Origin of the sequence: Anoxybacillus sp. B2M1, from assembly GCF_001634265.1 — a bacterium.
Classification (GTDB): domain Bacteria; phylum Bacillota; class Bacilli; order Bacillales; family Anoxybacillaceae; genus Anoxybacteroides; species Anoxybacteroides rupiense.
On sequence record NZ_CP015435.1, the window covers coordinates 51,188 to 65,244 of the forward strand.

Consider the following 14,057-nt stretch of genomic DNA (forward strand, 5'->3'; position numbering starts at 1 on the left):
AAAATCGATCAGACGTGTAGAGCGGTAATTAGCTATTGACCGATTAAGCTACAAGCCTATTGTATGGATATGCGAAACGGCCAAAAGGTGCCCTGCTTGGGCACCTTTTGGTCATTGTTGCTGCTGATTGGATGAAGTAAACACGGATTTGATGGCATTCCAAATTTCTTTCAAAATATCAATGATATTCTGAATAAATGTTTTTCCTTCTTCTGAGTTCAAAAAGGTGGAAATCTTGTTTTTTGCTTTGCTAAGTTGATCGTTGACCTGATTCCAGTCAATGTTGAGATTCTTCATTTTATTAAATAATGATATTAGACTATTGATTTCATCCTGAGTGAGCGTAATTCCTAAATCCTTGGCCGCTTTTTCGATAAGGGAGCGCAAATCCGCGTCGGTTTGCGGCGGATTTTTGGCCATTTCTTCTTTAATTCTTGTTAAAAGGGCAACGGCTTGATCGTTTCCAATCGATTTGCCCAGCTGGGCGGTTTTTACCATTTCTTCATTTGCCACTTTTTTTACATCGTCAGGAATCACTTTATCGGATGAAAGCTCGTACGCTTTCATTAAACCGGTTAGCGCTGCGGTACCTGAAACAGGGAAAGGAGCTGTAATATAAATTTTAGCATCCTTGACACCTGCCGTGATAAGCGCGTTTGTATACATTTCCTTTGTGACCCAAGTAATATTATGCGTTTCTACATCAAGGCCGGAACCATTCGCTCCAATTGTAATCATAGATGATGAAATGGCTTTTGTGCCAATTTGCGCTTTTGGAATTAGGCCATCCAGATATTTATGCTCTTCTGTGTTTGACACGGTAATGGTTTGAGCATTTTCCGGAGCGTTCATTTCATTTAATACTTGCTGCTTTTGTGAGTCGGTTAAGTTTTCTCCAAGTGTAATAATAACATCGCCTTCTGCTGCATCCGCCGCTGCCGCTATCGGATACGCAAGCAGCAAAGACGCCATGAGACAGCCTATCAAGGTCCGTTTCATTCTTGCAACCTCCTTATTCTTTCTTTATTTCCACCATTCCTATTCTACATGCAAATGGAATAAGATAGAAGCGAAATGATGCGTATAAATGCCACTTGCTCTATGAACAGCGGGATGAATATAGCGCTCGTTCATTTTGTCTTTTAGTTGTATTTTATATAAAAGAGCACTAATGTTAATTATCCATTATTTTACTTGAAAGCAAAATGATCGGGCTTAACACTCGTTTTTCTGCTTCTTTCTCGAACAGGGAATGTCAGTGAACAACATCATTTGCTTACAAAGCGCTCCTTGTTCAAGAAGGGCATGCCCTAGTCGGCAAGCAAATCGGTTTGCCGGCTTCAGCAGAAAAGCGAGGAATCTAGTACGATCCGTTGGTTTTTATTGAATCCTCAACACGCCCGATAAAATGACTTGCTTTTTTTGTGTAACAAACAATGGTATGATAAGGGAGTATGAAAGAAAGGAGAATGAGAAAATGGCAAAAAAGGGTCATATTTTACTGGAAAACGGTGCAAAAATTGAGTTTGAATTATTTCCAAATGAAGCCCCAAAAACAGTGGCAAACTTTGAAAAGTTAGCAAATGAAGGGTTTTATAATGGCTTAACGTTCCATCGCGTCATCCCTGGCTTTGTCAGCCAAGGCGGTTGTCCGCGCGGAAATGGAACCGGCGATGCAGGCTATACGATTCCGTGTGAAACGGACAACAATCCTCATCAGCATAAAGAAGGAGCGATTTCGATGGCGCATCGCGGCCGTGATACAGGAAGCTGCCAATTTTTCATTGTTCATGAGCCGCAGCCGCATTTAGATGGAGTACATACCGTTTTTGGTCAAGTGACGTCAGGAATGGACGCGGTCAAAGCGATGAAAAATGGCGATGTAATGAAAGAAGTTAAGGTGTGGGAAGAGTAAAAGTTTTTACTCGTAGTATTAGTTGGGCATCACGATAAGGATAGGGATACCTCAATATTTGTCTTAGCGTGAACAAGGCAAGTCATAGACTTGCCCTTTTTGGATCGTAGGTTTGTACAAATTGCGGTTTGTTCATATTTATACAGCAAAAGAGCAACCAACCTGATTGTATTGGATACCACCAATACAACTTTATATGGAAGGAAAGTGGTTTTTGAGAGTGAAGTGTTTCCGCTTTGCTTAGAACGACAGGGGAATAGGCTGCTGGGAACGCGCAATTTTTATAGAAGCTTAACAGGATGAACGGTGTTGAGCTTTTTTGAAAGGATGAGGAAACGATGAAGAAAAATTGGATCCTGTTCTTTGTTCTGCTCGGTGTCAGCTTGATTTGGGGGCTTATTTATTGGTTATTCATAGCGAAGTGAGTGCGTGAGCATAGACAAACGATTGGATTGTGATATAATGATAAAAAATTACATAATCGTTTTGTATCCTTCGGGGCAGGGTGTAATTCCCGACCGGCGGTATTGAAACCGATGCGTTTCTAAGCCCGCGAGCCGAAATAGGCACGATCCGGTGCGATTCCGGAGCCGACAGTATAGTCTGGATGGGAGAAGGATCACATAAAGGCAGCACATTGCCGTAAGCGGAGCAGCACCAAAACCGTTTTTCCTTGCACTGTCAATGTGGATGGTAGATGTAGTGCTCCCCATAGTGGAGGTGTTTACTGAAAAAACGGAACAAACATTCGTGTTTGATGTCCGGCTCTGTTTTAGAACGGTGTTGTTCATGAAATGTGCAGCTTTTTTGGCATGCAAAACAAACATGTCGGTTTGTGGTTCTTACATATTTCTGCCCTGGGAGATGCGATTCCTAGGGCTTTCTTTATGGTAAAAAAGGAGGGATGGGACATGCAGAGCGATGAACGGTATATGCGTTTGGCGCTTGAAATGGCTAAAATAGGAAGCGGACAAACCTCTCCGAATCCAGCGGTGGGGGCAGTTGTGGTGAAAAATGGAGAAATCGTTGGTTTGGGCGCCCACTTAAAAGCTGGAGAGCCGCATGCTGAGGTTCATGCCATTCGCATGGCAGGGGAAAAAGCCGCTGGTGCGACAGTTTATGTTACGCTTGAGCCTTGCAGCCATTTTGGAAAAACGCCTCCATGTGCAGATTTGCTAGTGGAAGCAAAAGTAGCGCGCGTTGTCATCGCTACGACGGATCCAAATCCGCTTGTAGCTGGGAAGGGGATGGAAAGGCTAAAACAGGCAGGAATTGAGGTTGTGCTCGGTACGTTGAAAGAAGAGGCCGATGAATTAAACCGTGTCTTTTTTCACTATATCACGACAAAAACTCCATTTGTTACATTAAAATACGCAAGCAGCTTAGATGGAAAAATCGCGACGAAAACAGGTGATAGCAAATGGATTACTTCAGAAGCTGCGAGAGAGGATGTGCACCGCTATCGAGCCGCAAATGATGCGATTTTAGTGGGGGTTAATACGATCATGGCTGATAACCCTCATTTAACGACGAGATTACCTGAAGGCGGGAAAAGTCCGATTCGGATTATTCTCGATACAGACTTGCGCACACCGCTTCATGCAAACGTGATATCTAATGATGAAGCGGAAACATGGATGGTTGTCGGCAGTCAAGTATCCAGCGAACGCATGGCCTTATACCAAAGATCGCATGTGCGAGTCATGCAAATGAACCAGCCGCATATCGACATTTGGGAGGTGTTGCGCATGCTAGGGGAGCATAAAATTACTTCTCTCTTTGTGGAAGGAGGGTCACGCATTCACGACAGCTTTGTGCGCAGCCGAGCCTTTCAAGAAATTGTTGCCTATTTTGCGCCGAAGTTGATTGGCGGCCATGAAGCGCCTACTCCGGTTGGCGGCACAGGGATTTTGCGCATGGCAGAAGCGGCTGAATTAGCAATTAAGCGCGTTGAAATGGTTGGACCGGATATCAAGGTCATTGCCATACCAAAATAAAGAGGTGGAACATCATGTTTACCGGAATCATTGAAGAAATGGGTACGATTGAACAAATGAATCACTCAGGAGAAGCGATTACGGTTACGATTCGCGCGGAAAAGGTGCTTGAAGATGTCCGATTGGGCGATAGTATTGCGGTTAATGGGGTATGCTTAACAGTAACATCATTTACCGCTCGTTCCTTTACAGTTGATGTGATGCCAGAAACCATTCGAGCCACCTCATTGCGCGTGTTGTCAAAAGGATCAAAAGTCAATCTAGAGCGGGCGATGGGAGCAGGCGGACGGTTTGGCGGCCATTTTGTATCCGGACATGTTGATGGAGTGGGCGAGATTATCAACAAGAAACCGGTTGCCAACGCTGTGTATTATGAAATTAAAATTCCAAGAGAACTGCGAAGCTATATGATTTTGAAAGGTTCCGTCGCTGTTGACGGGACGAGCTTAACGATTTTTGGATTGACCGATGATACATTTACGATTTCGCTGATTCCGCATACGCGTGCCGAAACGATATTGGGCGATAAGCAAGTTGGCGATATCGTCAATATTGAGTGCGATCTCATTGGCAAATATGTAAAGCAATTTGTAGAAGGAAACAAAGCAGCGAAGGAACAGGGCGCGATTACCCTTGAATTTTTAGAAGAGCATGGATATAAATGAACGGAAAGGTGGGGACGACATGTTCGATACGATCGAAGAAGCCATTTATGAGCTCATGCAAGGAAATGTCATCATTGTTTGTGATGATGAGGATCGAGAAAATGAGGGGGATTTTGTTGCATTAGCTGAAAAAGCGACACCTGAAGTCATTAACTTTATGATTAAATATGGACGTGGGCTTGTCTGCGTACCAATCACAGAAGAGCTGGCAGATAAGTTGGATTTAGTGCCGATGGTTAACCATAATACAGATGCGCACGGAACGGCTTTTACTGTAAGCATCGACCATAAATCAACGACAACAGGAATTAGCGCATATGAGCGTTCCACAACGATTCGGGAGCTTTTGAATCCACATGCGAAAGCAAGCGACTTTAAACGACCGGGCCACATTTTTCCGCTTGTGGCGAAAAAGGGAGGCGTTTTGCGGCGCGCCGGACATACGGAAGCAGCAGTTGATTTGGCTCGTCTATGCGGGGCAAAGCCAGTCGGTGTCATTTGTGAAATCATTAAGGAAGACGGGGAAATGGCCCGCGTACCGGATTTGCGAAAAATAGCCGATGAATTTGATTTGAAAATGATTACGATTAAAGATTTAATTCAATACCGCAACAAAAAAGAGAAGTTAGTAAAAAGAGAAGTAGAAATTACCTTGCCGACGGAATTTGGCGAGTTTAAAGCGATCGGCTACACAAACTCAGTTGATGGAAAAGAGCATATCGCGCTTGTCAAAGGGGAAGTGATTCCCGATGAACCAATACTTGTCCGCGTTCATTCCGAATGTTTAACCGGAGATGTATTCGGCTCATATCGTTGCGATTGCGGTCCACAGCTTCATGCAGCTTTGCGGCAAATTGAAGAGGCAGGAAGAGGCATTTTATTGTATATGCGTCAAGAAGGACGCGGAATCGGCTTATTGAACAAACTTCGCGCCTATAAGCTTCAGGAACAAGGATACGATACGGTTGAAGCGAATGAAAAGCTGGGCTTTCCAGCTGATTTGCGCGATTACGGAATTGGCGCTCAAATTTTAAAAGATTTAGGCGTAACGAAAATGCGATTACTTACGAACAACCCGCGCAAAATCGCCGGATTGAAAGGATATGATTTAGAAGTGGTTGAGCGCGTGCCATTGCAATTGCCAACGAAAAAGGAAAATGAGAAATATTTAAAGACGAAATATGAGAAGCTAGGGCACATGCTTCATTTTTGACGGACTAAGCATCATTTTGATTATGATTGAAAAAAATAGGAGGAGATTTGGATGAAAGTAATGGAAGGAAATTTAGTTGGGACAGGATTAAAGATCGGAATTGTGGTTTCTCGTTTTAATGAATTTATCACAAGCAAATTGCTTTCAGGGGCGCTAGATGGCCTTAAACGGCATGGTGTCGACGAAAATGAGGTTGCCGTTGCTTGGGTGCCAGGAGCCTTTGAAATTCCGCTTGTGGCGAAAAAAATGGCGGAATCTAAGCAGTATGATGCAGTCATTGCGCTTGGAACGGTGATTCGCGGTGCAACAAGCCACTATGATTACGTATGCAATGAGGTAGCTAAAGGAATTTCGCACGCATCCTTAACAACCGGAACACCTGTCATTTTTGGCGTCTTAACGACCGATACGATCGAGCAAGCGATTGAGAGAGCGGGAACAAAAGCGGGCAATAAAGGCTGGGAAGCTGCTGTAGGCGCGATTGAAATGGCGAACCTGCTTCGCTCTTTTTCATAGAAAGAGTTCACAAGAGAGCAAATAGCGTTTATAATACGTAATGAGAAAACGGCTTTTGCGCTTTTCTGTCGCAGAAAAGTATCGCCAGTAATGAGGGGTTTTTTATGTTAATTCGTTATCGAAAAAACTATGAAAAAATTGCGATGGGGCTTCTGTCGTTTATGCCGACAGAAAAAGACTTGAAAAAGTTGCAGCAAACAATTAAGCAATATGAGACGAGCGACGACTGGCAGCTGTTTTTATGGAAAAAGGAAGAAGACATTCTTGGGATTATTGGTATTTTATTATCGGGTGAGCATGTAGCGGAAATTCAGCATATTAGCGTGAACCCTTCGCATCGTCATCAAGGGATCGGAAAGCAAATGGTAAAGGCATTAAAAGAATTATATCCGGATCGCGAGTTAAGGGCGAATGAGTATACAGCTGCATTTTTAGACAAGTGTGAGCTGTAGGAAGAGGCGGCCTAGTGTTTAGGCCGTCTCTTTTTTTGCTTGCTTTGCATGCGGGAAGCGATCACATCAGAGCGGTCGCGCAAAGCATGCTTATGGAGCAAAAATTCATTGCGAAGATCGCTTTCTTTGCCCCAGGCTCCTCCTCTTTTTTGGCAATATTCCAAGCATTTGGCGAGCAGTGCTTCATCAGCGATCGGCAAGTTGATGCTTTGATATGTTTCCCCTTGTTCGACCCGTTGAATGTACCATTGTAAAAGCTGCTCCAGCTGTTCATAATGGATGCCAAGCTGTTCCACCGCTTCTTTTTCTCGATGAAGAAGCAAAGCTGCCTTTTTCATCATGCGTTTTGCTCCTTGGACGTTATTGCGGCGATGATGATAAAGCGCTACAGCTATTTGAATCAGCCCTACCCACACGGGTCGTTTGTGATCCTGCTTCCAATGCTCTTCTAATATTTCATGACATTCAAAATAGTCACGGTCTGTATGAAAGTGAAACAAATAATCGATATATGCATCCGGGTACAAGATAGCCACCTTCTTTTCTATGACGAATCCAAATGGTTTTTTGGTATGATATCTTTCTCAAATAAAAACAGAGAGAGGGATGAGCGAAACGGCAACGGTGGGCTTTATTCGCTCTCGCAGTCGGCGCCGCTTAGATGAATTGAGCCACCAGCTTGCTTTCTTGCTTCTAATCATATTGTATCATAGGATCGGGAAAAATTTGCTTGGACAACATGCAATTATCATCTATACTTAACGGTAGTGTCATTATAAATGGTGGGATGAATGTGCAGTACAATGTAAAAATTGATGCGTTTGAAGGTCCGCTTGACCTGTTGTTGCATTTAATTAACCGATATGAAATTGATATTTATAATATTCCGGTTTCGGAAATCACCGATCAATATATGGAATATATTCATGCTATGCAGGAGCTGCAGCTTGATATTGCAAGTGAATATTTAGTGATGGCAGCGACGCTGCTGGCCATTAAAAGTAAAATGCTGCTTCCTAAACATGAAGAGGAACTGTTGGATGAAGAAATCAGCGACTTAGCCGAAGATCCGCGCGAAGAGCTTATGCACCGTCTATTGGAATACAAAAAATATAAAGAAGCGGCTCATGAGCTGAAAAAGAGAGAGGAAGATCGCTCTCTTTTATTTACAAAACCGCCAAGTGATATGAGTGCTTATGCATCAGAGCTGGAAATAGAAAAACGGCCTCTTGATGTTACCGTCTATGACATGCTTGGTGCTCTATCAAAGCTTTTACGCCGGAAAAAGTTGCAGAAGCCGCTCCATACAAAAGTGGCGCGTCAGGAAATTCCCATTGAACGGCGAATGGAGGAAATTTTGGGGGAATTGCAGAAAACAAAGACACGGAAAAGCTTTTTTGATTTATTTCCGTATTATGACCGTGAGCATATTGTTGTCACCTTTTTAGCGATTTTAGAGCTTATGAAGAAAGATTTAATCATTATTGAACAGGAACGGAATTTTGCTGACATTTTCATTGCGAGCAATGAAAGGATGGAACATCATGGAAATGAACGGCTATAAAGCCATTATCGAGGGATTGTTATTTGCTGCTGGAGATGGGGGACTATCGTTGAAACAAATCGCGATCGTCCTTGAAATTTCAGAGGAGCAAGCGATCAGCGTACTTGATGAACTGAAGGCCGACTACAGCAAAGCGGATCGCGGCATCCAATTAATTGAGCTTGCGGGTGTATATCAGCTTGCTACGAAGAAAGAGCATGCCCCGTATTTAAAGAAGCTTGTCGAAGCACCGGGCTCTTCCTCTTTATCACAGGCAGCGCTTGAGACTCTTGCGATTATCGCCTATCGTCAGCCGATTACGCGAGCAGAAATCGAAGAAATTCGCGGCGTTAAAAGCGATAAACCGCTGCAAACGCTGATCGCGAAAGCACTTGTGAAGGAAATAGGAAGGGCGGAAGGAACAGGGCGACCGATTTTATATGGAACAACAAAGGAATTTCTTGATTATTTTGGATTAAAGACGATTGAAGAACTGCCGCCGCTTCCAGAATTGAATGAAGAGGAAGAAACGGAGAGAGAGGCTGATTTATTCTTCGAAAAATTTGAAGAAACTTTTAAATAATCAAAATAATTATGGTAAGATAAACTTAATAAAAATAAGATGATAGACGCAGTTAATGAAACATCCAGTCATGTCGATTTTTTTCTTATCAAACCTATTTATAAATATTCACCTAAAAAAGAGCGCCGGTGAATGAGACTCGTGACATAGGATCAACGCGTTTGCCAACAGTTTGAATCCAATCTTCTCTATTTGCATGATAACTGTAATGTAACATTTGGATAAACAAGAGGATGGTGGCGTATTTCGACGGCTGGTGGTCGAACCGCAAATGGCTTCACGGGCTGCCATGGCTGTCCGTGTCAAAAGTCCTTCCTTCGGTTCTGCAAAGCTGCATTTGTAAATAAAGGAGGCATGGATCATGCGAATTCGCCGCTGCAAAGGGTATGAATTAGAAAAAGCGCAGCCGAATACATCGGAGGATTTTTTCAATCGCTCTGAGGTGACATTTGTAGAAGATGGGGTGGAGCGGACGTTGCATGTTTTATATGTGCGCTATTTTGATGAATGGTTTTCATCATTGACTCCATATGAACAAAACCCTATTTTTGCCGTCCATGAGCGTGAGGTTTATTTTAAAGATATTGTGGCGCTTGTATGTTTGCTGCAAAATCCGGACTTTCGTCATCGGAAGCGGGTTTATATCAATGATGAAACGGAGTTTCGTCGCTATTTTGCGCAAATGGAATATGAGAAGCTTCCTGAACTTTTTGCCAGCTTAGAAACAAAAGGAGAGTATGAGCTTGCATCACCGCTTTTGTTTATAAAACAACCATCATAAAATGGGGGTCTTTATTTATATGGGAAATTCCATTGTCATAAGTCAGACCAAGCAGGTCGAGACGTTTCTGGAACAAACGGTTCAAACCATTTCACACTATCTAAATGAAACAACGCTGACGGGGTTATTAAAGGAGCAGGAGGATGGAAAGCGAACATATAATGAGCTGCTGCTTTCCAATTTGCGCCGTCTCGTTGTTTATTGCGAGGAAGGGCTGGAAGCGTGCCGAGTGGTGTTGAATGATGAGCCATTTCGCAAAGCGGCAGCTGAAAAAATTCTGTATCGCATTTATCATTCATGCATTACTGAGTTTTTTGCGCCGAAAAACGATGTGTGGTATGAAGATAGCCGCTCTGCTTATACCGGACGAAATTCGATTAAATTTCGGGAGGTTCCTCCTCCTTCTTTTCAGGCGCTGATTGCTTCGCTTGAAGGCCCGTTTCAAACGATCCGCGAAGAGCTGGAATTTTACGAAACCGATTATCGAACCAAAATGATTCAATCGAAATAGCGAGAACATCATCCGCTTTCTAAAATAAGGAAAGCGGATGTTTTTTTGTGGGAGAGATGAACCATTTTTTTTCATTCGTCATAGGATAATGGCGAATAAAAAAGAGGAGGTTGCCATGGAAAAACAAGCTCAACTTCGGGAATATATCGATCAGGTGGCTGAATGGGCGAAGCAATTGGAAGCATGGTGGAGGGGGCATGATGATCCCGATATTCACTACGATTTTAATAGACTATGGAGTCGTTTGGAGGAGCAAGAGGAATGGACAGACGTGGAAGTGTATGAGCTGCAAGGAATGGCTACTCAGCTTTATGAAAAAACCGTGCGGTTGATTCAAGAACAACCGCTGGATTCGGTAGCCGATAGAGAAAACGAGATGGAGGAACAGAGAGAAGCGCGTGTCCCAATCGGTAGGCATCAATTGCCGCCGCTTCCTTATCGCTATGATGCACTTGAACCCCATATTTCCGAAGAAATTATGCGCCTGCATCATACAAAACATCATCAAAGCTATGTCGACGGATTAAATCAAGCGGAAAAAATGATGCAAAAAGCGCGGGAAACTAATCAATATGGTTTGCTGAAGCATTGGGAGCGCGAGGCTGCATTTCATGGATCTGGACATTATTTGCATACGATTTTTTGGAACAATTTGACGCCTAATGGCGGCGGAAATCCACACGGTAGGCTGCTTGAGCAAATAAAAGAGGATTTTGGAAGTGTGGAGCGCTTTAAGCGACATTTTACGGAAGCAGCCAAAAGCGTCGAAGGTGTGGGATGGGCTATTCTTGTTTGGGCGCCGCGTCCTGGACGTTTAGAAATTTTACACACAGAAAAGCACCAATTCATGACGCAATGGGATACGATTCCTTTGCTTGTGCTTGATGTTTGGGAACACGCCTATTATCTGCAATATAAAAATGACCGTTCTGCCTATATTGAAAGCTTTTGGAAGATTGTGAACTGGCGCGATGTCGAGGAGCGATTTGCTCAAGCGAGCCGTCTACGTTGGAAGCCATTTTAACACCATCCATCGAGAAGCCTCCCACCTCTACACGAAGGGAAGATGGGGGAGGTTCATTCTATACGAAGAGGAGGATGTCCCAAAAGAAAGGGACGTCTTTTTTATTATAAAGATGGAACGAATGGTGTCTGTAAAAAGCACGGTGACAAGCATCTCATGATTGTCATTCGATTGGGCTATCGGATCTTCAGACAAAGATTCTAGACCGTTTTCCCACCTTGCCAATGATGTGTGATCTTTGCGGAGACTTGGACATTTCCAAGCATATCCGCTCAACTGATGCATACACTTGTACAAAACGGCAAAAGGGATGGGGATTACATGGAGCAAAAGAAACGATGGATGATGTTCATCATAGCACTTGCGGTGATTTTTTCATGTATTCCGATGCGAGCGGAGGCCCAAGGAGTTAGTGCGCAAAGTGCGATTTTAATGGAGCAATCCTCTGGGCGCATTTTATTTGAAAAGGATGCTTTTACGAAACGGCGTATCGCTAGCATTACCAAAATTATGACAGCGATTATTGCGATAGAGTCAGGAAAAATGAATGATACCGTTACGGTGAGCTCTCGTGCAGTGCGAACAGAGGGGTCATCCGTTTATTTGAAAGAAGGGGAAAAAATCAAGCTGCGCGATCTTGTCTATGGTTTGATGCTCCGTTCTGGTAATGATGCCGCTGTCGCTATCGCTGAGCATGTGGGCGGAAGTGTTGAGGGGTTTGTTTTTTTAATGAACCAAAAGGCGCTGGAAATAGGAATGAAAAATACGCATTTTGCCAATCCGCACGGTCTTGATGACTCGGAGGATCATTACTCAACCGCTTATGATATGGCATTATTAATGCGCTATGCTATGCAAAATAAAGAGTTTCGCAAAATTTCCGGGACGAAAACATATCGCGCGCCAAACCCTGATGAAAAATGGGACCGTATCTGGCGCAATAAAAATAAACTACTAACGAACCTTTATGAATACTGCACGGGCGGAAAAACAGGATATACGAAGAAGGCGAAGCGAACGCTTGTCACGACTGCTTCTAAAGAAGGATTGAATTTAATTGCCGTGACACTGAATGCCCCTGACGATTGGAATGATCATATTTCTATGTACGAATATGGCTTTGATCATTATGTGGTGGCAAAAATAAACAGCAAAAAAATGGGTCGGAAAGTGGACGATCGCTTTTATCGCTATCATATTCAGGCCACTCGCGATTTGCGATATCCGGTTACTGACAAAGAAATGAAAAAGCTGCGTCTCCATGTTCAACTCATTCGTCCAAAAAAGCAATGGAAAAAGGATCAAGAACTCGTTCCCAAAATTGTCGGTAAGGCCACTCTGTACTTGAATGGAGAGGCAGTAGATGAAGTGCCGCTTTTATATAAGCCTTCTTTGCGTCAAACGTCAAAGGACGCTGCTGAACTAGTTTGGAAGCAAGTTTTCTTTTTAGGTGTGGGCGGCAATGGTTAATCTTATTTGGGCTATGCTGGCACTCGTCGGAATTGTTTTTGCGATGTTTAACGGAACCATGAATGAAGTGAATGAAGCGGTATTCAAAGGAGCGAAAGAAGCGGTTACCATCAGCATCGGAATGATAAGTATCTTAGTGTTTTGGCTTGGCTTGATGAGAATTGCTGAGCATGCAGGTTTGCTTACGAAGCTGGCACATCTATGCAAGCCGCTCGTCCGCCGCTTATTTCCAGAAGTGCCGGCGGATCATCCGGCAATGGGATATATTGTTTCGAATATGATCGCTAATATGTTTGGCCTTGGAAATGCAGCAACGCCGATGGGAATTAAGGCGATGGAGGAATTAAAGAAACTCAATGGGAATCGCGACACAGCCAGCCGTTCAATGGTGACATTTTTAGCGATGAATACGTCGGGAATTACATTGATTCCAGCCACAGTGATTTCGATCCGCATGACCTATGAATCATCAGCGCCGGGGGAAATTATTGGAACGACTCTTGTTGCCTCAGCGATTTCAACGATAGGTGCGATTTTCATTGATCGCTATTATTATTGGAGACGAACAAGAGGTGGAAAGCGATGATGGAGATTGTTCAAATCATTTCGCTGTGGCTGATTCCGCTCACCATTGGTTTTATTTTATTATATGGCACATGGAAAAAAATACCTACCTATGAGTCATTTGTTGAAGGGGGCAAAGAGGGAATTTCCATTGCTGTTTCGATTATTCCTTATCTAGTCGGTATGCTTGTCTCCATCTCTATTTTTCGTGCATCCGGCGCTTTAGATTATATGATGAGATTTATCAAGCCATTAGCTGAAGCGATTGGTCTTCCTGCAGAAGTGGTGCCATTAGCCATGGTAAGGACGATTTCAGGAACAGCGGCGCTAGGGATGACGACAGATTTAATTGCAACATACGGCCCTGATTCATTTGTAGGAAGACTTGCTTCAACAATTCAAGGCAGCACGGAGACGACATTATATGTTCTGACCGTTTATTTTGGGGCTGTCGGCATCCGTAAAATGGGGGATGCGCTAAAGGTCGGAATTTTAGCTGATATTTTGAGTTTTGTTGTATCCTTTATCATTATATTGCTCGTATTTGGAAGATAAAGCGGCCGGCTCGGCTGCTTTTTTATTTGCTTGAAAAAACAAAGGTATGATAAAAATAGGATGGTGTACCTGCCAGACTGTTGACGAACCCTTTCTTTTTGCCCGTTCGCTTATGAATGGTCTTGGCCCGATTAATCGTTTCATTCGAATGTGTTTTTTGTCTACCAAGCATTTTCAAGACAGTCAAATATGAAACATTCCCATAAATGAATGAGGCCAAATAGTTGTAGACAAAGTCGGCATAGACGTGGTCTACAATCTCGTACTT

The 14,057-nt window shown here is 43.3% G+C and carries 16 protein-coding genes and 1 riboswitch; of the genes, 14 read left to right on the forward strand and 2 right to left on the reverse strand.

The window, feature by feature from the left end:
- Positions 1 to 111 precede the first annotated feature (111 nt).
- Positions 112 to 999 (reverse strand): DUF1002 domain-containing protein, encoded by an 888-nt coding sequence (locus tag GFC28_RS00300; RefSeq protein WP_044742175.1) that lies wholly within the window; start codon positions 997 to 999, stop codon positions 112 to 114.
- Positions 1,000 to 1,477: 478 nt separating this feature from the next.
- Between GFC28_RS00300 and GFC28_RS00305 the strand changes: the two genes are divergently transcribed.
- The 6 genes from GFC28_RS00305 to GFC28_RS00330 all read left to right on the forward strand — a co-directional run bounded on the left by GFC28_RS00305 (position 1,478) and on the right by GFC28_RS00330 (position 6,758).
- On the forward strand, positions 1,478 to 1,915 hold the full coding sequence (locus GFC28_RS00305; protein WP_044742176.1) for a peptidylprolyl isomerase: 438 nt from the start codon (positions 1,478 to 1,480) through the stop codon (positions 1,913 to 1,915).
- Positions 1,916 to 2,402: 487 nt separating this feature from the next.
- A riboswitch (FMN riboswitch) is annotated at positions 2,403 to 2,538 on the forward strand.
- A 288-nt stretch (positions 2,539 to 2,826) separates the two neighbouring features.
- Positions 2,827 to 3,912, forward strand: coding sequence for a bifunctional diaminohydroxyphosphoribosylaminopyrimidine deaminase/5-amino-6-(5-phosphoribosylamino)uracil reductase RibD (ribD, locus tag GFC28_RS00310; protein WP_044742177.1), 1,086 nt, complete (start codon positions 2,827 to 2,829; stop codon positions 3,910 to 3,912).
- A 14-nt stretch (positions 3,913 to 3,926) separates the two neighbouring features.
- Positions 3,927 to 4,577 (forward strand): riboflavin synthase, encoded by a 651-nt coding sequence (gene ribE / locus GFC28_RS00315; RefSeq protein WP_044742178.1) that lies wholly within the window; start codon positions 3,927 to 3,929, stop codon positions 4,575 to 4,577.
- A gap of 19 nt (positions 4,578 to 4,596) precedes the next feature.
- A complete protein-coding gene (locus tag GFC28_RS00320; RefSeq protein WP_044742179.1) occupies positions 4,597 to 5,790 on the forward strand; it encodes a bifunctional 3,4-dihydroxy-2-butanone-4-phosphate synthase/GTP cyclohydrolase II in 1,194 nt (397 codons plus the stop codon).
- A 51-nt stretch (positions 5,791 to 5,841) separates the two neighbouring features.
- Positions 5,842 to 6,306: a 6,7-dimethyl-8-ribityllumazine synthase gene (gene ribH / locus GFC28_RS00325; protein WP_044742180.1), complete on the forward strand. Its 465-nt coding sequence runs from the start codon at positions 5,842 to 5,844 to the stop codon at positions 6,304 to 6,306.
- A 104-nt stretch (positions 6,307 to 6,410) separates the two neighbouring features.
- A complete protein-coding gene (locus GFC28_RS00330; RefSeq protein ID WP_044742181.1) occupies positions 6,411 to 6,758 on the forward strand; it encodes a GNAT family N-acetyltransferase in 348 nt (115 codons plus the stop codon).
- 11 nt (positions 6,759 to 6,769) lie between these two features.
- Here GFC28_RS00330 and GFC28_RS00335 read toward each other — a convergent pair whose 3' ends face one another.
- The gene (locus GFC28_RS00335; protein ID WP_369818752.1) at positions 6,770 to 7,294 is read right to left on the reverse strand and encodes a DUF309 domain-containing protein; all 525 of its coding nucleotides are present in this window, start codon (positions 7,292 to 7,294) and stop codon (positions 6,770 to 6,772) included.
- 251 nt (positions 7,295 to 7,545) lie between these two features.
- On the opposite strand from GFC28_RS00335, the gene GFC28_RS00340 reads away from it, so the two are divergent.
- From GFC28_RS00340 to GFC28_RS00375, 8 genes are all read left to right on the forward strand, one after another.
- Positions 7,546 to 8,322 carry a segregation/condensation protein A gene (locus tag GFC28_RS00340; protein WP_044742183.1) on the forward strand — a complete coding sequence of 259 codons (777 nt, stop codon included), beginning with the start codon at positions 7,546 to 7,548 and terminating at the stop codon, positions 8,320 to 8,322.
- Positions 8,303 to 8,884, forward strand: a complete 582-nt coding sequence (gene scpB, locus GFC28_RS00345) for an SMC-Scp complex subunit ScpB (protein WP_044742184.1) — start codon at positions 8,303 to 8,305, stop codon at positions 8,882 to 8,884. Before GFC28_RS00340 ends, scpB begins: the two co-directional genes overlap by 20 nt.
- A 361-nt stretch (positions 8,885 to 9,245) precedes the next feature.
- The gene (locus tag GFC28_RS00350; RefSeq protein ID WP_044742185.1) at positions 9,246 to 9,665 is read left to right on the forward strand and encodes a hypothetical protein; all 420 of its coding nucleotides are present in this window, start codon (positions 9,246 to 9,248) and stop codon (positions 9,663 to 9,665) included.
- A 19-nt stretch (positions 9,666 to 9,684) separates the two neighbouring features.
- Positions 9,685 to 10,176 carry a YpuI family protein gene (locus GFC28_RS00355; RefSeq protein WP_044742186.1) on the forward strand — a complete coding sequence of 164 codons (492 nt, stop codon included), beginning with the start codon at positions 9,685 to 9,687 and terminating at the stop codon, positions 10,174 to 10,176.
- Positions 10,177 to 10,291: 115 nt separating this feature from the next.
- On the forward strand, positions 10,292 to 11,200 hold the full coding sequence (locus GFC28_RS00360; RefSeq protein WP_044742187.1) for a superoxide dismutase: 909 nt from the start codon (positions 10,292 to 10,294) through the stop codon (positions 11,198 to 11,200).
- 321 nt (positions 11,201 to 11,521) lie between these two features.
- The gene (locus tag GFC28_RS00365) at positions 11,522 to 12,670 is read left to right on the forward strand and encodes a D-alanyl-D-alanine carboxypeptidase family protein (RefSeq protein ID WP_044742188.1); all 1,149 of its coding nucleotides are present in this window, start codon (positions 11,522 to 11,524) and stop codon (positions 12,668 to 12,670) included.
- On the forward strand, positions 12,663 to 13,256 hold the full coding sequence (locus GFC28_RS00370; protein WP_044742189.1) for a nucleoside recognition domain-containing protein: 594 nt from the start codon (positions 12,663 to 12,665) through the stop codon (positions 13,254 to 13,256). The genes GFC28_RS00365 and GFC28_RS00370 overlap by 8 nt, the downstream gene beginning before the upstream one ends.
- A complete protein-coding gene (locus GFC28_RS00375; protein ID WP_044742190.1) occupies positions 13,256 to 13,789 on the forward strand; it encodes a spore maturation protein in 534 nt (177 codons plus the stop codon). Before GFC28_RS00370 ends, GFC28_RS00375 begins: the two co-directional genes overlap by 1 nt.
- Positions 13,790 to 14,057: the final 268 nt, after the last annotated feature.